Origin of the sequence: Sandaracinomonas limnophila, assembly GCF_004005965.1 — a bacterium.
Classification (GTDB): domain Bacteria; phylum Bacteroidota; class Bacteroidia; order Cytophagales; family Spirosomataceae; genus Sandaracinomonas; species Sandaracinomonas limnophila.
Window position 1 is genome coordinate 548,876 of sequence record NZ_SACY01000003.1, and the last position, 20,459, is coordinate 569,334.

Below are 20,459 nucleotides of genomic sequence, written 5' to 3' on the forward strand. Positions count from 1 at the left end.
AATTTTTCGATTTCAAATGTCTCATTTTTTTGAACAAGAGCTTTCCAAATTAAAAGGAGTTACTCCTCAACGATTGCCCTTGCTCCAAAATGAGCTTCGATTATTCACCTTTGCCGACTTAATCCAGTATTACCCTTTCCGTTACGAGGACAGAACCCATTTTCACAAAATTCGAGAAATACACGAAGGAATGGAACATGCACAGTTCATCGGTCGCATTCGGTCCTATGAAAAAATTGGAGTTGGGCACAAACAACGACTAGTTGCGGAGGTTTCTGATGAATCGGGCCGAATAGAATTGGTTTGGTTTAAGGGCATACAATGGATAGAAAAAACCATAAAACCCGGACTGGAGTTTATATTCTATGGAAAACCAACATTTTTCAATGGGAATTTGCAAATGACTCATCCGGAAATGGAATTATTTAAAAGTCAGGAACAAACCGAAAAATCTTTTCAACCCATTTATTCCCTAACCGAAAAACTTCGAAAAAAATACATTGATAGCAAGGTTATTGCAGGATTACAAAAAAACCTTCTTGCCATCTCCTTCCCCTACATCAGAGAAACACTTTCCGAGGAAATAATTCAACGATTTAAGTTAATAAGTAAACAGGAGGCCTTGTACCAAATACATCTGCCTGCTTCAGAAGCATGGCTGCACCAAGCCAAACGTCGACTAAAATTTGAAGAACTTTTTTACAATCAATTACGCTTAGTAAAGCATAATTTGATCCGAAAAAACTCCTACCCTGGCCAAATATTTTCTTCTGCAGCTCTCTTAAAAAACTTTTACCACGAACATTTACCGTTTGAATTAACAGATGCACAGAAAAAAGTTATTCGGGAGATTTTTAACGACATGAAATCGGGCCAACAAATGAATCGACTGCTACAAGGTGATGTGGGCTCCGGAAAAACAATAGTGGCCTTTATTTGTATGCTCTTGGCAATCGACAACAAAGCGCAAGCCTGTATTATTGCCCCAACAGAAATTTTGGCCGACCAACACTTCAAAGGACTTTCAGTCTTTGCGGAGGCAATGGGAATTACGATTGCCAAATTAACCGGATCCACAAAGAAAAAAGATCGCATTGAACTTTTTGAAAACTTGGCAAATGGAAAACTTCAAATTTTGGTTGGAACACATGCCATTTTAGAGGATCCTGTTGTTTTCAAAAACCTTGGACTTTGTATCATAGACGAGCAACACCGCTTTGGTGTAGCCCAAAGAGCAAAACTTTGGGAGAAAAACCAAAATATACATCCTCATATTTTAGTCATGACTGCTACTCCAATTCCTAGAACTTTGGCGATGACTTTATATGGGGATTTAGATATTTCTGTTATCGACCAATTACCAGCAGGAAGAAAACCCATTCAAACCATTCATCGATTTGATGCGCACCGCCTACAAGTTTTTGGGTTTATGCAAAGAGAAATCGAAAAAGGTCGACAAATATATGTGGTGTATCCATTGATAGAAGAATCCGAAAAAATGGACCTAAAAGATTTGATGGATGGCTACGAAAGTATTTCAAGAGCTTTCCCAAATCAACATTTAAGTATTTTGCATGGAAAAATGAAACCTGCAGATAAAGACTTTGAAATGGCTCGCTTTTTGAAACAAGAAACCCAAATCATGGTTGCAACTACGGTAATTGAAGTAGGAGTAAATGTACCTAACGCCTCAGTGATGGTCATAGAAAATGCAGAGCGATTTGGACTTTCTCAATTGCATCAATTAAGAGGTCGTGTGGGAAGAGGTGCTGATCAAAGTTATTGCATTCTCATGACTAAATACGAATTAGGTGTTGATACCAAGAAAAGGATTGAAACCATGGTGAAAACTAATAATGGATTCGAAATTGCTGAAGTAGATTTAGAATTAAGAGGACCCGGAGACATGAGCGGTACCCGACAATCTGGTGCCGTAGACATGATGATTGCCGATTTAGCAAAAGATTCGGAAATTCTTAAATTTGCTAGAGAAACGGCTATTGAAATTCTAACTGCTGACCCAGAATTAAAAGAAGAAAAAAACCAGGTTATACGTCAACAAATAGCTCTCCAAAGAAAAGACCAAACCAATTGGGCGCAAATTTCTTAATTTAAACTTGGGTCATCAGGGTAAGTCGCCAAAACCCGGTAATCTCCCCCTAAATCTTGCAAAACTTGCCTCCACAAATCGGCAAAAGGTGTATCAAAAACATATTTAGGTTGAACCTTTGCCAAATGCCAAGAATTAGAATCTATTTCTCGTTCCAACTGGCCACCATCCCATCCTGAATAGCCAATAAAGAATTTTATTTCATCGAAATTTATTTTCTCATTTACAATGGCATCAATTGCCTCGTTAAAATCACCCGCCCAATACAAATCATCCACTATTCTTACCCCGCCTGAAATTAAATCAGGTCTTTTATGCAAAAATTGCAAAATACTTGGATCGACAGGACCACCCGAAAATAATGGGATATCCTCTAAACTTTGACCCTCCAAAAAGGGCTCTAAAATCGTATCATGCTTTTGATTTAGGATTAAGCCAAAGGTATGGGAAGCCGAATGCTCACAAATCAAAACCACTTTTCTGTGAAAAGAAAGATCTCCCAAATATGGTTCTGCAACCAAAAGTGTTCCAGCTTGTAGAGGTACATTTCTCTTAAACGCCATATTTTTTTGTAAGTTTGAAACGAATTTAATGAATATGTCACATCTAGCCTATATCTCTTTGGGGGGAAATATTGGAAATACTTTAGAAATTTTCCAAAATGCACTTCTAGCAATTGAAAAAAAATTGGGCAAAATCATTCAAAAATCATCCATTTACCAAACCGCTGCCTGGGGAAAAGAAGACCAAAATGACTTTCTTAATCAAGTCATTTTAATAGAAACTTCATTTGATGCAAAAAAATTATTAGATAGTTTGTTAACTATCGAATTATTATTTGAAAGAAAACGAATTGAGCGTTGGGGGCCACGTACCTTAGATCTAGATTTACTAAGTTTTGATAATCAAATTGAAAATTCGGAATCACTAGTCCTACCCCATCCAAGGATTCAAGAGAGAAAATTTATATTAGTTCCCCTTGCTGAACTTAATCCAAATTGGGTACATCCAATGCTACGCAAGTCTGTAAGTGAATTGTTAGACAATTGCGCTGACCAGCTAAAAGTTAAAAGGATTAGTTGAAAAGTAATTTTTCAATCACTTCTGGAAAGTGTTTATGTTCCAGAACTTGTCCTTTAGAGGCAACATCGTCAGCAGTATCACTTGGTAAAACAGGATATGAGCCTTGGAAAATAATATTTCCTTCATCATAATGTTCATTCACAAAATGAATAGTGATACCAGACTCCTTTTCTTTTTGGGCAACAACTGCGTCATGTACATGATGTCCGTACATCCCTTTTCCACCAAATTTGGGCAACAACGCCGGATGTAGATTAATCATTTTATTTGGAAATGCCTGTACAAATGAGGCAGGAATTAGCCATAAAAATCCTGCTAAAACAATTAGATCAGGCGAATCTGCCTGCAATTCATGTAAAATTTGTCCAGATTTATATTCTTCTCGATTAAAAACTCGACAAGGAATTCCTAGGCGCTCTGCACGAGCAATGACACCTGCCTGCGGGTTATTGCAATAAATTCTTTCAATCAGTAAGCATTTATCTTTGAAATACTCAGCAATTTTTTCTGCGTTTGATCCAGAACCCGAAGCGAAAATGACAATCTTTTTCAAATTTGTTAATTTTTCAACAAATTTAAGTCGAAATATTGAACCTTTCTGATTTTCCCATAGTTTTGTTTGTTCAAACGATTTTGAAATGAAAATAGGTATCATTTGTTACCCAACCTATGGAGGCAGTGGAGTGGTTGCTACAGAATTAGGCAAGGCCTTGGCAGCTGTTGGACATGAGGTGCATTTTATTACCTATACCCAACCCCCTCGATTGGATTTTTTCTCTGAAAACATCTTTTATCATGAGGTGAGCGTTGCTTCTTATCCTCTATTTGAATATTTACCCTACGAATCTGCCCTTGCCAGCAAAATGGTGGATGTGACTTTAAATGAAAAATTAGATTTAATTCACGTTCACTATGCCATTCCACACGCATCGGCGGCCTATTTGGCCAAACAGATCTTAAAATACAAAGGTGTACATATCCCAGTCATAACGACTCTACACGGAACCGACATTACCTTGGTAGGCAAAGATCCATCTTTTGAACCCGTAGTTACTTTTTCAATCAATGAGTCGGATGGTGTAACTGCAGTTTCTGAAAGTTTGAAACAAGATACATATTCCGAATTTGAGATTTTAAGCAATATAGAAGTCATTCCTAATTTCATCGATTTAAATCGTTTCAAGCGACAAGAAAAGACACATTTCAAAAAGGCCATTTGTCCCAACGGAGAAATGCTTTTAATGCATACTTCAAATTTTAGAGCTGTTAAACGTATCCAAGACATCGTTCAGGTTTTTGAGAAAGTAAATAAAGTCATACCTTCAAAATTATTGTTGGTGGGTGATGGCCCCGAAAGAACAGGAATAGAGCATTTGTGTAGAGAATTAGGAGTTTCCCAAGATGTACGATTTCTTGGAAAATTAGATATCATTGAAGAAGCCCTCTCATTAGCCGATTTATTTTATTTGACTTCTGAAAAAGAGAGTTTCGGTCTAGCCGCTTTAGAGGCTATGGCCTGTGAAGTGCCTGTAATTTCATCTAATGCGGGTGGAATCCCCGAAGTAAATTTACACGGCATAACGGGTTATGTTAGTGAAATTGGCGACATCAATGATATGGCGGCCAATAGTATCAAAATTTTAGAAGACCCTGCCCTTCATTCCCAAATGAAACAAAATGCGCTGTTGCGTGCCAAGGAGTTTGATTTAAAAGTTATTCTTCCAAAGTATGAGGCTTATTATCAGAAAGTCTTGGGACAAAGTTGGAGGTTTCCGGAGAAAGTAATTTAGTGAGCAGAGTGAGCAAAGTTTAATTAAAAGACTTGCTCACTGGCTCACTCTGCTCACTGGCTCACTAATTCACTCGCTCACTTATATAGTCGGAGTATTCAACTCTGCCAAAGAAGCATCAATTTGCTCTTGAGTCACCTCGAAATCAACTAATTTACCTGCAAGATATTGTTCATAAGAACCAAGGTCGAAGTTTCCGTGTCCACAAAGATTAAATAAAATCGTTTTGGAAACCCCTTCTTTTTCAGCTTGTTTTACTTGTCGAATCACTTCAGCAATTGCATGAGTAGCTTCTGGAGCAGGAATAATTCCTTCCGTTTTTGAGAACAAAATACCAGCTTCAAAACATTCGTTTTGATTGATTGCATCTGCTTCGATTAAGCCATCTTTCAACAATTGACTAATAATTGCTCCAGCTCCATGGTAACGAAGTCCACCGGCATGAATTGGTGAAGGGATGAAATTATGTCCCAAAGTGTACATTGGGATCAATGGCGTCATACCTACGGTATCTCCAAAGTCGTAGCGGAACACCCCTCTAGTCAATTTTGGACAGGAAGTTGGTTCAACGGCAACGGCACGGGTTTGTGGTCCACCGGTTAAATTATTTTGCAAGAATGGGAAGGTAATTCCTGCAAAGTTAGAGCCCCCTCCAAACGGCGCAACAATAATATCAGGATAATCACCTGCTTTTTCCATTTGTTTCATAGCTTCTAAACCTATAATAGTTTGGTGCATCAAAACGTGATTTAATACAGAGCCTAGTGCATATTTTGTATCTTCATTCATAGCAGCCACCTCAACTGCTTCCGAGATGGCAATACCCAAACTTCCTGGTGAATTCGGATCTTGGGCAAGTATTTGTCGACCCGCATTTGTCAAATTAGTTGGAGAAGGATGTACCTTTGAGCCCCAAGTATTCATCATGATTTTACGGTAAGGTTTCCCATCGTAACTTACTTTTACCATGTAAACCTCACAGTCGATATTGAATAAAGAACAAGCAAAGCTAAGAGCAGAGCCCCATTGGCCGGCACCGGTTTCTGTAGATATTTTCTTTACCCCTTCCTTCGCATTGTAATATGCCTGTGGGATGGCGGTGTTGGGTTTGTGAGAACCAGCAGGACTCGTTCCCTCGTATTTGTAATAGATTTTACATTTCGTATTTAAGGCTTTTTCTAGTCCTAGGGCACGATACATCGGGGTTGGTCGCCAGATTGAATATAAATTTCTTACTTCATCAGGTATTTCTACCCAGCGCTCCTGTGTCACCTCTTGCTTGATTAATTCCATAGGAAATAAAGGAGCTAAATCCTCTGGTCCTACAGGCTGCTGTGTACCTGGATGTAAAGGAGGAAGTGGTTTATTGGGCATATCTGCCACGATATTATACCAATGTGTAGGGATTTCGGATTCGTCTAAAAGTATTTTTCTTGATGCCATGGGGTTTAAATAGGTATTTAGGTTTTTAAATGAATTTGAAAAGTACAAATTATTTTTGAAAAAGTCCACACCGGAGCCTTCGAGTTTCCTCGCTTCGCTCAGCCTCAGTCTCCATGTTGGCAATTATAATATTATTGGTTTTTAAAAAAATTTAATTTGAATAATTTAATTCATTAGAATTCAATTTACCCAGAAAGGAGACTGAGGTGCCACATTGAGTTTGCCGAAATGCTCTCGAAGCCACCTTCAACTTACTGATAATTTTATATCCAAAACATCCAAAATTTCCTTGAAACCATTAACTTAGATTATCTAACCACAAATCATGAAAGGATTTATGTACATTTTAAAATGTAGTGATGACACGTACTACTGCAGCCGCACAATCGACCTTAAAAGAAGAATAAAACAACACGAGGTTGGAGAAGGCGCAAACCACACCAAAAACAGATTGCCCGTCAAATTAATATATTACGAAATCCACCCACATATAGCTCTGGCCTTTTCCCGAGAAAAACAAGTACAAAGGTGGCGGAGAGAGAAAAAAGAAGCATTAATTAAGGGAGAGCAGCATTTACTACCCAAATTGGCAATTGCTTATTGGGCTTTGTAACCGAGACTTCGAGTCCCCTCACTTCGTTCGGTATTTCGAATTCACCGGAGCCTTCGAGTCTCTTCGCTTCGCTCAGCATTTCGACAGGCTCAATGTGACACCTCAGACTACTATTGAAAATGATATTAAAATTAGCAGGAATTCTGTTTTTATTTAAAAATTTGCAAGAAAAATCAACTCTTCCAGGAAGGAGACTGAGGCTGAGCGAAGCGAAGAGACTCGAAGGCTCCGTTTTGTAAACAAAAAAGGCAGGAAAATTTCCTGCCTTTTTTCTAGTAGCGGGGGCCAGACTCGAACTGACGACCTTTGGGTTATGAGCCCAACGAGCTACCAACTGCTCCACCCCGCGATATAAATTGGACTGCAAAGATGGGGGATTATTTCGAAAAAATCAAGTATCTTTGTAAAATATTATCATATTATTAAATATTTACTCTTCATTAATGTCTAATCCTTACAAATCTGGCTTCATCAGCATCATCGGAAAACCGAATGTCGGTAAAAGTACGCTCATGAACGCACTGGTAGGAGAACGCTTGTCGATTGTTAGCTCAAAAGCACAAACAACCCGACACCGTATTTTAGGCATGCTGAACGGTGAACACGAAGGTACTCCTTACCAAATCGTTTATTCAGACACCCCTGGAGTCCTTTTACCCAAATACGAATTGCACAAATCAATGATGCAATTTGTAAAAAGCTCCTTGGAAGACGCAGACGTTGTATTGTACGTGACCGACGTGTTTGAAGAATACGAAGACCTTGAGTTTTTAACTAATTGGAAGGACCATACAGACACCCCAATCATCGTTTTACTCAATAAAATAGATTTAGTTAGTGCTGAAAAGCTTCAAGAAAAAGTGACTTATTGGGAACAAATTTTCCCAGGGAAACCCATTTTGCCGATTTCAGCCCAGGAAAAAGTTCATTTGGACCAAATATTTAAGTACCTTATTGAACTTTTACCAGTACATCCACCGTTCTTTGATCCGGAGGAGTTGACAGACAAACCGGAGCGTTTCTTTGCAGCCGAAATTATTCGTGAAAAGATTTTCATGAATTACAAAAAGGAAATTCCGTATGCCTGCGAGGTAAAAATTTCTTCTTTTAAAGAGCAGCCGGATATCATTCGCATTTCTGCAGAAATTTATGTAGAACGTGTTTCTCAACGTGCCATCATCATAGGACACAAAGGAGAAAGCATTAAAAAAGTTGGAATTCAGGCCCGTGAAGACATGGAAAAGTTTTTCAACAAAAAAGTATTTTTAGAGCAATTTGTCAAAGTTGAACCGGATTGGAGAGCTAAATCGGACAAATTGCGTTCATTCGGGTATATACTCGATTAATTTATTGACATGTCAAATATTATTGCAATCGTAGGAAGACCCAATGTGGGCAAATCCACTTTGTTCAATCGTTTAATTGAACAAAAAAAAGCCATCATGGATAACCTTTCAGGGGTTACACGCGACCGCCACTATGGCTATGGTCAGTGGTGTGGAAAATATTTTACCGTAATTGATACGGGAGGGTATGTTCATGGTTCCGACGATGTTTTTGAAGGTGCCATCCGTGAACAGGTTGAGTTGGCTATGGAAGAGGCTAATGTCCTGCTTTTTGTGGTAGATTGTGTAACTGGATTAACAGATCTTGATAAGGAATTCGCAAGAGTTTTACGCAAATCTAAAAAACCCGTTTTATTAGTTGCTAACAAAGCTGATACGAACGAAAAAGCAATGAATGCTTCCGAATTCTATGAATTGGGTTTGGGTGACCCGTATCCGATTGCTGCAGAAAGTGGATCTGGTACAGGGGATATGTTGGACGACATGGTGGCAACATTCAAAGACGAAGGAATTGAAAATCCGGAAGCTGGTGTTCCTCGTGTTGCCATTTTAGGAAGGCCCAATGCCGGAAAATCTTCATTCTTAAATGCACTATTAGGAAAAGAACGCTCAATTGTAACGGATTTGGCTGGTACTACTCGTGATGCGATCCAAAATAGATATACACTCTACGGAAAAGATTTTATCATCACAGATACGGCAGGAATTCGTAGAAAAGCAAGAATAGACGACAACATCGAATATTATTCGGTACTTCGATCTATCAAAGCTTTAGAGGAATCCGATGTGGTTATCATCTTAATTGATGCAACTACAATCGACCCTTTAACTGGATTGGAAGCTCAAGACATGAATATCATATCCATGGCAGATAAAGCTAAAAAGGGAATAGTATTGATGGTCAACAAGTGGGATTTAGTAGCTAAAGACACCCATACTGCTGTAAAACTTGAAAAAGCAATTCGCGATCGTTTGGCACCAATCAATTACATGCCTATTATTTTCGCATCCGTTTTGGAGAAAAAACGTATTTTCCAAGTGGTTGAAAAAATGCTGGAAGTGTATGAAAATAGATCCCAAAAAATTTCAACTTCCAAGCTAAACGATGTGATGTTAAACGTTATTGAAGCTTATCCACCTCCAGCTTGGAAAGGAAAATTCATTAAGATTAAATATTGTACACAAGTTTCAACTCCCTATCCAACGTTTATATTCTTCTGTAACCTTCCACAGTACATCAAGGAGAGTTATGAAAGATATTTAGAAAACCAAATGCGTAAGCATTTTCAGTTGGATGGAACGCCAATTTCAGTATTCTTTAGAAAGAAATAAACTTAGTTAGAGTTATGAGGTATGAGTTATGAATTATGAGTTCAATTATAAAATTTATGAAACATCAAAATTGTAATTGCGAAGAATGTGTTTGGAATAGAATTGTTTTGAATTCTGAAAAAATAACAATACATACCAAAAGAGGCCTTGCATTAAAATATAAAGCAAACAAGAATACCGTAGAATGGATTCCTATGGTACACACATTAAATGTACCTTACAATCAAAACAAATCTGAAATATTCAAATGCTTTGAAGCTCGAAAAGATAACAATTCACCTTCAAATTATCCAGGAACTGCCCAATCTTATAAATGGGCTTTATTGAATAATAAGGAAATTTGGGTATAAAATATTCTCACTTTTAACAAGCCAAATTATTTAATTCTTTGTTTAACCATTTACCCTTTTGAACTCCATAATCAGTAAAATTAACATTAGGTATTATTGCAACAGGGTTAGAATTTCCATGTATTGCCTTCCTATAATTTGTTGATAATAGGTCAATATCATTTTCATCTATAAATTGAGCTAAAACATTTTTATTCTGCCAATATTTATACACAAATTTATTATCCAAAATTTTATCAGACATCCTCAAATCATAATATGGCAATAGATCAGTATGTTTTATCCATCCAAAGAGTGCTGATAAAACTTTAATTTCAACACAATTTTTTTTCCAATTTTCTTCGCGAATTTGCGGATAAAGCTTACTCCTATTGCCTGAATATAATTTCCAAGCAGGTAGAGATCTTTCCCAATCTAATTTTATTTTGGGGACCAAGTTTAATAATTCAATTCTAGCCGGACCCAATATATCATTAAATGAAAGACTATTTAAATTTGAAGTTTGAAAAGTGCCTTTTTCAACTTTTGAACCAGCACAAGTAATTAAATATGCCATCTTAATTAATATTTAAAGAAAATTTTAATTGTTTTTCAACCTAAAAATTGTTGACTTATCAACTTTTTGTCGCCTATCCTTATATCTAAGTGTTGTATTATCAATGGAAGATTTCAAGGCATTTGGATTATGATTCAAATTTAAAATAGGTTTCAAAGATTTAAGTAAAATTATTTCATCATTATAAATTTGATTAATATTTAATGAATATTCAACGTAAAAAACTTTTAAATAATCTTTCATAAATTCATTTACCAAAAATTCTGTATTCCCTTCAATTAAATCATTCGACAATAATGATCCTAAGCCCTTCCTAAAAGTAGAAATTGTCCCTGAAATAATTGCTGCTGAACTATGTTTTTGCCCAATATGCCAACTTAATCTTTCTGTCAAATTACTCCTGCCATTTTTACCAGTTCCTGCAGTACCTAAATAGACTAAATCATATGATAAATCATCAATTAAAATCGAAAAACTATTTTCTAAAGGTATGACTTCAATATATGAACTTAAAGCCTTATATCCTTCAGGTTTCATAAACCAAAAGTATATTCCTTTAGATAATTTTAGAGGTATATTTGCAGTTTCAGGTATAAATGAATTTTCAGATTTTAATTCTGCTTTCAAAAATTCAATTACATTGTTTGGATTCAAATCAACTTTCATATTTCACCTTTTTATTTTTAATTTTTCTGACCACTCAACAATTATTAAAAGGTTCGGGTTATATACTTTTATAAAATCTAAACCTCCAAACAATCTTACTATATAAACTTACACTACCTTTATTTCGTTTCATATCGACATCTCCCAAAATATAAAACCTAAGTTTCTTAACCTCTTTATTTAATAATTCTAAAACTACAATTCTGGCAAATTCTTGTAAATTAAAAGTAATGTATAAATTATGAGTACCCTCTTGAACATGAACTATCTCGTCTGAAAAGGGTAAAGAATATCTTTCCGTTTTTGTTGAAGATTGAATTCCTAATTTATTGAAAAGGTCAATAAAATATTGTTCACATTGGGTTTCATAAATTTGAATTACTTTTAAATAATCAGCTGTATCATACGGTTTTTTAACGTGATGGTCATCAAAAAAATAATCGTAATAATTATTTAACTCTGAAGTATTAGGAATAAAACGTTGAATTTGCATTAAAAAATTTCTTTAAATTTATTATCTATTAAAATACAAAATTCCTTTGACGACTTTTATCTATTTCAAAATCTCCTTCAAACAAACAGGCCATCCCAAAATGATCAAAGCCTTCCATTAATTTGTTTTCGATAAAAGGATCTAATTTTAATAAAAATTGATGTTTGTTAATCATATAATTATCACAACCTAATGCTTCTATTTTTTCTGTATTACTATATTTAAAATTAACACCGTACTCCCAATACTCATATAATTCTAGATCGGGAACATCAAACTGAAAGGCAATACGCATTTTTTCACTATTATCTTGAATTAAGAAACAATTTAATTCTTTAGTAAGTAAAGATGTGGAATCATTAACCTCATCCGTCATAATATTTCCATAAAACTTCAAAATAGCCTTTCCTTCAATTCTTCTTTTTTCGGAATAATCTAAATTAATCTCTTGCAAAACCTCATAAATTAGGTTTTGCGGGTAGGGGATTGAATATTTATTATCAGATCCAAGTAATAAAAAACTAGTCAATTCAAAATATTTAAAATCATCAATTACTGATTGGTCTCCTGTATTTAAACGAGCAAGCCATTCACTAAACTCATTCCAATCCTTACTAATTAAACCCCTATAAACTTCTTGCAATTGTTCATCAAACATGAAGAAGCCATTAGTCTTTTTTAATTGCTCTTGCACAATTTTTGGCAAATTATCACCTCCTTCAAAATATGGATTAATTTCATCTATTTTATCAGTTCGATTTAAATAAAAAATTGCACAAGCTACTTCTTCCCAAGTCAACCAATTATTTAGCTTACAAAACTCAATTATTTCATCTTTCATATTGCAAAGAGGATTTTAGTAAAATGTCCAATAACAATCCTATGACCAAAAATACACATTCAATGGTGATCAAAATTGCAAACAAAATATTAGTAGTTTCAAAATTGAAAGAGCTAAAAACAATTATGTAAAATAAGCAGAATGCAAAATTTAAAATAAGCACAATTTTTGCCAAAGCATTTAAAACTTCAATAGGTTTATCTCTTTGAAATAATTTGACCCATCCCCTGCCTGCATAGTAGAATAAAAGGACAATAATAAAACTGTAAATAAAGGATTTGATTTCTTTTTTCATATTACAAAACTACTAGCTTTGTATATCAAATTATGATAGACTATGAATTCAATTGAAATATTGAAGAGATTAAAAGATTTTGATGAAATGATTAGCAATCCTTCAATTCGTTTTTCTCACAAATATGTACTAAATCACCGCTCTGAATATGCTGATATTGGTATTGCTACATTCAATAGAGATATTAAGAAATTAAAAGATCTGGTAAACCAAAGGTATGGAGAATTAGCAGAATTATATGACGACAATTTATTAAAAAATGACAGAAAATCTGCATCCTATTATTATGCACTCCCCAATATTAGAGCCTTCGATGACCTAAACACAAGTGACAGTCAAAAATTGATTGAATTACTCAATACTGTCATACAATTATTTCCAGAAAATGAAGCATTAATTCAAAAAATTACAGCCAAAATAAATGTCAACTACCCAAATAAAGAAAACAAAAAAATTCATTGGGACCCATTACAATTAATATTTGAAGGAAAGCGGTCAGGTTCCCATTATTTAAAAGAATTATTAGATTATATTTTGCAGAAAAAACCTATAAAAATAAGCTATGGATTAAAAGAATATAGAATTTTGCCAGTTCTTATAAAAGAATACCATAATGGCTGGTATGCATCTTGGTATGTTTTAGCAAAGGAACTAGAAACAAATTCACATTTAACAACCTCTGTTTCAACCAAAGGTCTTAGATGTTTTGCAGTCGAAAAAATAGTAAAAATTTCACAAATAAAAGAGCAAATTAATTTAGACATAAAACCAGATTTCAACCCAGGTCTATATTTCAAAAACATTCTTGGAATTTGGAGGAAAAATATAGAAAATTTACCTCATGACCCTCCTACTATTGAGGTGAAATTTAAGGTCAAAAAAGATTCATGGATAAAAAATTATTTAACTTCACACCCCATACATTTTTCACAAGTATTAGTTAACCAAGAAGATGGTTCACAAATAGGACATATCTGCATAGAGGACACTGAAGACCTAACTAACCTATTCATAAAATATGCAGATCAATTTACAGTCTTAGAGCCTTTAAACCTTAGAGAAAAAATAAAAAACTCAATTAGAAAATCACTTGAAGAATATAAATAATTACAAAATATCATAATTTGATATTTTAAATCAAAAAATTTGTAATACAAAATCAAATGACTTTTTAATGAATTAAGCAAATAAATCGAATCATGACCAATTTAGAAGATTTAGGAAAATTAAATTCGCACCCCCATTGGTATTTAGATGAAATTCTGGAAGACCGAATTATTTACCGATCAAACTATATAAATGACACTCTAGCTAGTATTGAAATTATAAAAAGACCTGATAGAGAAAGATTATATGCACTATTTAAAGGCTTAGATTTCCCACAAGGTGTAGAAGTAATTTTTGAAAATGAAATTCCGAAAGAAACCTATTTAGAAATGGTCGTTTATCTTTCTATGAATTATTACACCTATTTGGCCTAAGAATTCCGTACAACTTTCCCTCATAACTCATAACTCATAACCTCCTTCCCAATCCCCACTAACCCATTCCCATACCTTACAATATTGTGAAGGGCGACATCCGAAACCTTTGTCCATTTTTTGGTTTTATGTGAATATTTACTCAATCCTGCCGGACCGGCTGCATACCAATCTTTCCCTACAGCAAGAACCTTTTCAATGTAAAATCCTGGGGACGCATTCATTGGCTGAAATTTCCCTCTTTCACCAAGCAAAACAGGGACCTCATTAACTTGCAATTTGGTGTAATCTCCTCCTGCTACCATGCAATTCTTGTCCCCACAATTAATGGAGAAAAATCCGCGATTAGCACCAACAGAATCAACCTCTGAAATAATCTCCCATTCATTCGCCTGCAAATTTTTCGACTGCCAAATCCTTGCTTTTTCAGAGCCCCCCGTAACTAACAAAATCTTCCCATCTCGAATGATCATTGATGACCCACTCGCAGCAAAAAATGCTTCCTTAGGCAACATTTTCGGCGATTTATCTATTTTAACCTGCTGGAATTCTAGATTCAAATTAAATTCAAAAAGAGTTAATTGTTGTTGAATAGGATCTGACAACAAAAATCCCTTATTTGATTTTTCATCATATACTATGGCATCAAAGAAATAGCCAGGCTCCTTTATTTCAAAAACCTTCAACCAAGTTTTACCCAAATCATTACTGTAATAAATTACTGCAGCCCCTTGTTCGGAAGGACCTGCGCTCATGGCTAAAACCTGCTGATTGGGCAAAATAGCCAAATCGCGAAAATCTAATTTTTCAGCTCCCGGCACATGAATAACTTGAGGATTATCTAAATCTTTTTCAAAATGTAAAATAATCCCTTTAGTGCCTCCTGCCCACAAATGACCTCCAGATACCTTTAAGGCTCGGAAACTGCTTTGGATATTTAGAGGGATTTTTTTGATTTGCGATGTTAAGGGATAAGGTATGAAGGATAAGGTATAAAGTATGAGGGATAAGGTAAAAGATTTGAAGTAGGATGTAAAATGTAAGATGTATGAGAAGTTTTTCATTTTTTTAAATTAAAAGAAAAATCCACCTACTTGAACTACCAATGCTGTTCCATAGGGAGATGTGGCCGAACTAGTATAATTTAAATCATACATAACATTCAAATTCAATCCGAATTTTGCACCTAAACCTACACCAACTAAAACAGGATTTGAATAGGTGTTTACATAATTGCCGTCAGATAAATTGTGGAAATTTTCTGCTTTAGCAATCAGGTAACCTTGTCCAATTAATTGGGTTAAAAAAGGCAAATGATGGCGAATGAATACATTTTCTCCCATAAGATTGGAGGTGTATTTAACACCATAAAAATCTTTAAACGAATAATATTGGTAACTCGCCCCAAAGCCTACAATTGTATTATTTGCTAACTGATACCCCACCATTGGCGCTAAACCAATACTAGTCGGATTCCCAAAACTTAGTCCAGAAATGCCTCCTCCAAAATGTACTCTTTGCCGAAAACTCAACTCGGAAACATCTTTTTCCCTATCTAAATCTTCTTGAGCCCCTTCCTCCTTGATTACAACTGTGTCCTGTGCGCTCAATGGATTAGAAAAACCGGCGAAAAGCAAAACAAAAAGTACTAAATATTTTTTCATAAGGCGTAATAAAATTAATTAACGATTTTTTTTGTGGTTTATGATTTTGAACAAAATTAATGGATTATTTTTGTTTTATGATTGATCCCAAAACGCATATCATCATCAAGGGTGCTCGTGTACACAATTTAAAAAACCTTGATGTTGCCATCCCAAGAAATAAATTGGTTGTGATTACCGGCCTTTCTGGCTCCGGAAAATCTTCTTTGGCATTTGATACGCTTTTTGCAGAAGGACAAAGAATGTATGTCGAAAGCTTAAATTCTTATGCGCGACAATTTTTGGGACGTATGGAAAAGCCCGCCGTCGATTACATCAAAGGGGTTTCTCCTGCCATTGCCATTGAACAAAAAGTTTCTACCAAAAATCCACGTTCAACGGTAGGCACCACAACTGAAATTTATGATTACCTGAAATTACTTTTTGCTCGAGTTGGCAAAACCTTTTCACCCATTTCTGGCAAAGAAGTTAAAAAAGATTCTGTTTCAGATGTAGTAGATTTTGTTAATAAATTTGACGGCAAAAGGGTTTTAGTTTTAGCTCCTTTGGTTTTAGATGAAACACGAAAATTTGCCGAAGAATGTTCTTTACTAATCCAAAAAGGATATTCCAGATTAAAATTTCAGGACGAAGTTATCACCTTAGAAGACTTAGTAGAACAACCTGAAAAAATAAAAACGCTTGAAAAAAAGCCGAAGGAAGTTTATATTCTAATTGATCGTTTGGTGTCAAAACCTGAAGACGAGGAAACCCAATTTAGATTGGGTGACTCCATTCAAACCGCATTTTTTGAGGGTCATGGAACTTGCCAAATCGAAATTGTTGATACCGAAAAAAGAAATTTTTCTGACAAATTTGAATTGGATGGCCTCATTTTTGAAGAGCCCAGTTTAAATCTATTTTCTTTCAACAATCCTTACGGTGCCTGTAAAAATTGCGAAGGCTATGGCAAAGTTTTAGGCCTTGACCCTAATTTAGTGATTCCTGACCACGATTTATCAGTTTATGAAGGCGCCATTGCCCCTTGGCGTTCGGAACGAATGAGCGAATGGCTGAGCCCTTTATTGAGAAACGGGATTCATTTCGACTTCCCAATTCACCGCCCATACAAAGAGCTTTCAGAAAAGGAAAAGGCAATTCTTTGGAAAGGGAACAAATATTTTGCTGGACTCAACCAATTTTTCGAACACCTCGAAAAAGAGACCTATAAAATCCAATACCGTGTTTTGCTTTCACGCTACCGAGGAAAAACAGATTGTCCTGAATGTAAAGGAAGTCGTTTACGTGGCGACGCAGCCAATGTAAAAATTCACGACAAATCCATCACAGACTTGGTCTTAATGCCCATTTCTGAAGTAAAAACATTTTTTGAAAAGCTTTCATTAAATTCCCACGACCAGGCTTTGGCCAAACGAATTTTGATTGAAATCAATAACCGATTGGACTACATGGACCGCGTAGGTTTGGGATACTTAACCTTAAATCGATTGAGTTCTACCCTTTCTGGTGGAGAGTTTCAACGTATCAAATTAGCTACTTCACTTGGCAGTGCATTGGTGGGATCTATGTATATTTTGGATGAACCTAGTATCGGCTTGCACCCTAGAGATACCCAGCGACTTATTTCTGTGCTTCAATTACTCAAAAACATGGGCAATACCGTTATTGTGGTTGAACATGAAGAGGAAGTCATGCAAGCTGCTGATCAATTAATTGACATTGGCCCGGATGCAGGTAGAAATGGAGGTACCCTGATGTTTCAAGGAACTCTAAAAGATGCTTTAGAAGAAAAAGATGTATGCTCGCATACCATCAATTTTTTAACGGGTAGAGACAAAATAGAGATTCCAAGCATCCGAAGAAAAGCTTTGGCACATATTGAAATTGTAGGCGCTAGTGAAAACAACCTAAAAAACTTAGACGTAAAAATCCCATTAGGTATTTTATCGGTGGTAACAGGCGTTTCCGGATCCGGAAAATCAACCTTAATCAGGAAAATATTATACCCAGCACTTTTAAGAAATTTAAACTTAGGGGCTGAAGAAACGGGCAGATTTAAAGAAATACGGGGTAGTTTGAATAAAATTTCTCAAGTGGAAATGGTAGACCAGCAACCGATTGGTAAATCGTCTCGCTCCAACCCAATCACGTACATAAAAGCCTATGATGCAATTCGTGCGTTATTTGCCGACCAAGCCATTGCCAAAAACAGAGGCTATAAACCGGCACATTTTTCCTTCAATGTGGAAGGGGGAAGATGCGAAACTTGCCAAGGTGAAGGTGAAATAACGATAGAAATGCAATTTATGGCAGACATTCGCTTAACCTGCGAATCTTGTCAGGGACATCGTTTCAAACAAGAAATCCTAGACGTTAAATTTCAAGATAAGCACATTGCCGACATTCTAGAAATGACCGTTGAAGAAAGCATCGAATTCTTTAAATTAGGTCAAACTAAAATTGCAGAAAAAATTGACCCTTTGAATCAAGTAGGTTTAGGGTATGTAAAATTAGGACAATCTTCCAATTCCCTTTCTGGCGGTGAAGCACAACGTGTAAAACTAGCGAGTTTCTTGGGCAAGGGAAATGCAAACAAAGGAAAAACACTATTTATCTTTGATGAGCCAACAACGGGTTTACACTTTCACGACATCAAAAAGCTACTAAAAGCCCTCAATGATTTGGTAGAGCAGGGCGATTCGGTGGTCATCATTGAGCACAACATGGAAGTGATTAAATGTGCAGACCACATCATAGATTTAGGTCCTGAAGGAGGAAACAAAGGAGGGAATATTTGTTTTGAAGGTACGCCAGAAGAAATGGTTACGTTAAAAAACAACCCCACTGCCGAGTATTTAAAAGAAAAAATCAAAGGATAATTGTACTTTTGTCTATGCAAGAAACTGCCGGTCTTCCATTAAACGATATTTTAATTCAAATCACGCAAGGTTTTTCGTACATCCTTCCTGAGATTATTTGTTTAATTTGGATTATAGTTGGCATATTCGCTGAATTATTTTTGCACTCCAAAACCCAAAAATTTTCCTCTTCTTGGCGATACTTTATTGCTCAAATTGGACTAGGATTGGCGCTTTTATTAGCCTTCCAACGGATGTATTTAGGGCTTCAAGGTTTTGTTAGTTTTCAATTATTTGCCGTAAACCCAACTAGCAACATCCTCAATGTTGTGGTTTTGGTAATGGGTTTATTGCTCTTAATTTTAAACCAAACCCAACAAAAATCCTTTTCTAATGAAGAAAAAATAGGATTTTTGAGTGTTTTGAGCGGAGCACTATTAACCAGTGTTTCCTATCATTGGTTGAGTATTTACCTTAGTTTAGAACTAATGTCGCTAGGAACTTATCTTTTAGTTGGCATCCGGAAAGATGAAAATGGGGTTAGAGCCAGCCTGCCTTATGTATTATTTGGTATGGCAACATCTGCGATCTTCTTATACGGAGTTTCCCTCGTTTATGGTATGAGTGGCACATTTGCCTTGGAAGGAGATGCGATGGTGCGTGCATTAAGTTCTCAAAATCCTTGGTTAGTTGGAACCGCATTGGCTTTGGTTGGTTCCGGCATTTTATTCAAAATGACCTGGGCACCCTTTCATCCGTGGAATCCAGATGCATTGGAAACCCTGCCCGGCTCATGGATGTCGTGGATGAGCATTGCCCCAAAAATTGCAGTAGCAGGCTTAGGACTTCGCATCATACATCTTTTTCCTCCTCAAACGCTGAATGTAGTAGCTATTTTAGCCATTGTAACATTGCTTGTAGGTAATTTTGGCGCCTTAACCCAAACCAACACCAAACGACTTTTAGCCTATTCATCCATAGCACACAGCGGATTTATGGCCATGATTTGGCTATTTAACTATACCGAAGGAAGTCAGGCCTTAATCATGTATTCCATTTTATACAGCTTAAGCACATTATTGGTATTCTACCTTTGCGACAATGGTTCAAACACTATTGTCAAAAACGATTTAGATCAATTTGCTGGTTTAGGAAAAACAAAACCATGGTATGGAATATCTTTATTGTTAGGATTTTTAGCCTTAACAGGACTTCCACCTCTTGGGACTTTTTGGGCAAAATTAAATTACTTTGGCTTACTCTGGAGTACCTATCAATTCACTCAATTAAAATCGATATTGGCTTTGTTAATTGTTTCCCTATTTACAACAGCTGTTTCTTTGGTATTTTACCTAAAAATACCCTTTCAATTGTATTTCAAAGAAGCATCAAGTAGCACAAATCCAATAATTTCTATTCATAAAAATGCGTGGATTGTCGGACTCATCGGACTTGTACTTTTCTTTGCATTCTTTTTTCCAGATTTCTTTAGAGCTTAAACTTAATTCCTTAATTTTGTGTTAGGACTTTACATTTAT

General features: G+C 35.7%; 20 protein-coding genes and 1 tRNA gene. 11 read left to right on the top strand and 10 right to left on the bottom strand.

Annotation, left to right across the window (positions count from 1 at the left end; all coding sequences use genetic code 11):
• Positions 1-16: 16 nt before the first annotated feature.
• Positions 17-2,110 carry an ATP-dependent DNA helicase RecG gene (gene recG, locus EOJ36_RS08565; RefSeq protein WP_127804348.1) on the top strand — a complete coding sequence of 698 codons (2,094 nt, stop codon included), beginning with the start codon at positions 17-19 and terminating at the stop codon, positions 2,108-2,110.
• On the opposite strand, the gene EOJ36_RS08570 is transcribed toward recG, so the two are convergent.
• Positions 2,107-2,673, bottom strand: a complete 567-nt coding sequence (locus EOJ36_RS08570) for a YqgE/AlgH family protein (protein WP_127804350.1) — start codon at positions 2,671-2,673, stop codon at positions 2,107-2,109. The genes recG and EOJ36_RS08570 overlap by 4 nt on opposite strands.
• A 34-nt stretch (positions 2,674-2,707) precedes the next feature.
• On the opposite strand from EOJ36_RS08570, the gene folK reads away from it, so the two are divergent.
• Positions 2,708-3,193, top strand: coding sequence for a 2-amino-4-hydroxy-6-hydroxymethyldihydropteridine diphosphokinase (folK, locus tag EOJ36_RS08575; protein ID WP_164847876.1), 486 nt, complete (start codon positions 2,708-2,710; stop codon positions 3,191-3,193).
• Here the strand turns inward: folK and purN are convergent.
• On the bottom strand, positions 3,186-3,746 hold the full coding sequence (gene purN / locus EOJ36_RS08580) for a phosphoribosylglycinamide formyltransferase (protein WP_127804354.1): 561 nt from the start codon (positions 3,744-3,746) through the stop codon (positions 3,186-3,188). The genes folK and purN overlap by 8 nt on opposite strands.
• An 85-nt stretch (positions 3,747-3,831) precedes the next feature.
• On the opposite strand from purN, the gene bshA reads away from it, so the two are divergent.
• A complete protein-coding gene (bshA, locus tag EOJ36_RS08585; protein ID WP_127804355.1) occupies positions 3,832-4,983 on the top strand; it encodes an N-acetyl-alpha-D-glucosaminyl L-malate synthase BshA in 1,152 nt (383 codons plus the stop codon).
• Between the two features lie 81 nt (positions 4,984-5,064).
• Here the strand turns inward: bshA and EOJ36_RS08590 are convergent, their stop codons facing one another.
• Positions 5,065-6,426 carry a TrpB-like pyridoxal phosphate-dependent enzyme gene (locus EOJ36_RS08590; RefSeq protein ID WP_127804357.1) on the bottom strand — a complete coding sequence of 454 codons (1,362 nt, stop codon included), beginning with the start codon at positions 6,424-6,426 and terminating at the stop codon, positions 5,065-5,067.
• 325 nt (positions 6,427-6,751) lie between these two features.
• Here EOJ36_RS08590 and EOJ36_RS08595 point away from each other — a divergent pair, with 325 nt between their 5' ends.
• Positions 6,752-7,039, top strand: coding sequence for a GIY-YIG nuclease family protein (locus EOJ36_RS08595; protein WP_127804359.1), 288 nt, complete (start codon positions 6,752-6,754; stop codon positions 7,037-7,039).
• 276 nt (positions 7,040-7,315) lie between these two features.
• On the opposite strand, the gene EOJ36_RS08600 is transcribed toward EOJ36_RS08595, so the two are convergent.
• Positions 7,316-7,388, bottom strand: a tRNA-Met gene (locus tag EOJ36_RS08600).
• A gap of 94 nt (positions 7,389-7,482) precedes the next feature.
• Between EOJ36_RS08600 and era the strand changes: the two genes are divergently transcribed.
• From era to EOJ36_RS08615, 3 genes are read left to right on the top strand one after another with little or no spacing between them, the layout of a single operon-like run.
• Entirely contained in the window at positions 7,483-8,385 is a 903-nt protein-coding gene (gene era / locus EOJ36_RS08605; protein WP_127804361.1) for a GTPase Era, read from the top strand.
• Between the two features lie 9 nt (positions 8,386-8,394).
• Positions 8,395-9,717 carry a ribosome biogenesis GTPase Der gene (gene der / locus EOJ36_RS08610; protein WP_127804363.1) on the top strand — a complete coding sequence of 441 codons (1,323 nt, stop codon included), beginning with the start codon at positions 8,395-8,397 and terminating at the stop codon, positions 9,715-9,717.
• A gap of 56 nt (positions 9,718-9,773) precedes the next feature.
• Positions 9,774-10,067, top strand: a complete 294-nt coding sequence (locus EOJ36_RS08615; protein WP_127804365.1) for a hypothetical protein — start codon at positions 9,774-9,776, stop codon at positions 10,065-10,067.
• 13 nt (positions 10,068-10,080) lie between these two features.
• Here EOJ36_RS08615 and yaaA read toward each other — a convergent pair whose 3' ends face one another.
• Genes yaaA through EOJ36_RS08635 form a run of 4 tightly spaced genes read right to left on the bottom strand, consistent with a single transcriptional unit; the run spans position 10,081 to position 12,623 of the window.
• Entirely contained in the window at positions 10,081-10,623 is a 543-nt protein-coding gene (yaaA, locus tag EOJ36_RS08620; protein WP_127804367.1) for a peroxide stress protein YaaA, read from the bottom strand.
• Positions 10,624-10,647: 24 nt separating this feature from the next.
• The gene (locus EOJ36_RS08625; RefSeq protein WP_127804369.1) at positions 10,648-11,289 is read right to left on the bottom strand and encodes a GIY-YIG nuclease family protein; all 642 of its coding nucleotides are present in this window, start codon (positions 11,287-11,289) and stop codon (positions 10,648-10,650) included.
• 58 nt (positions 11,290-11,347) lie between these two features.
• The gene (locus tag EOJ36_RS08630; protein ID WP_127804371.1) at positions 11,348-11,782 is read right to left on the bottom strand and encodes a hypothetical protein; all 435 of its coding nucleotides are present in this window, start codon (positions 11,780-11,782) and stop codon (positions 11,348-11,350) included.
• A gap of 28 nt (positions 11,783-11,810) precedes the next feature.
• Positions 11,811-12,623, bottom strand: coding sequence for a hypothetical protein (locus EOJ36_RS08635; RefSeq protein ID WP_127804373.1), 813 nt, complete (start codon positions 12,621-12,623; stop codon positions 11,811-11,813).
• Positions 12,624-12,960: 337 nt separating this feature from the next.
• On the opposite strand from EOJ36_RS08635, the gene EOJ36_RS08640 reads away from it, so the two are divergent.
• Both EOJ36_RS08640 and EOJ36_RS08645 read left to right on the top strand, forming a co-directional pair.
• Positions 12,961-14,025, top strand: coding sequence for a helix-turn-helix transcriptional regulator (locus EOJ36_RS08640; RefSeq protein WP_127804375.1), 1,065 nt, complete (start codon positions 12,961-12,963; stop codon positions 14,023-14,025).
• Between the two features lie 92 nt (positions 14,026-14,117).
• The gene (locus tag EOJ36_RS08645; RefSeq protein ID WP_127804377.1) at positions 14,118-14,399 is read left to right on the top strand and encodes a hypothetical protein; all 282 of its coding nucleotides are present in this window, start codon (positions 14,118-14,120) and stop codon (positions 14,397-14,399) included.
• Between the two features lie 20 nt (positions 14,400-14,419).
• Here EOJ36_RS08645 and EOJ36_RS08650 read toward each other — a convergent pair whose 3' ends face one another.
• Together EOJ36_RS08650 and EOJ36_RS08655 are read right to left on the bottom strand one after the other, a co-directional pair.
• Positions 14,420-15,463, bottom strand: a complete 1,044-nt coding sequence (locus EOJ36_RS08650; protein ID WP_127804379.1) for a beta propeller repeat protein — start codon at positions 15,461-15,463, stop codon at positions 14,420-14,422.
• 9 nt (positions 15,464-15,472) lie between these two features.
• Positions 15,473-16,063, bottom strand: coding sequence for a hypothetical protein (locus tag EOJ36_RS08655; RefSeq protein ID WP_127804381.1), 591 nt, complete (start codon positions 16,061-16,063; stop codon positions 15,473-15,475).
• Between the two features lie 59 nt (positions 16,064-16,122).
• Here EOJ36_RS08655 and uvrA point away from each other — a divergent pair, with 59 nt between their 5' ends.
• Positions 16,123-18,942 (top strand): excinuclease ABC subunit UvrA, encoded by a 2,820-nt coding sequence (uvrA, locus tag EOJ36_RS08660; RefSeq protein ID WP_127804383.1) that lies wholly within the window; start codon positions 16,123-16,125, stop codon positions 18,940-18,942.
• A gap of 14 nt (positions 18,943-18,956) precedes the next feature.
• Positions 18,957-20,420 (top strand): NADH-quinone oxidoreductase subunit N, encoded by a 1,464-nt coding sequence (locus EOJ36_RS08665; protein ID WP_127804385.1) that lies wholly within the window; start codon positions 18,957-18,959, stop codon positions 20,418-20,420.
• The last annotated feature ends 39 nt before the right edge of the window (positions 20,421-20,459 follow it).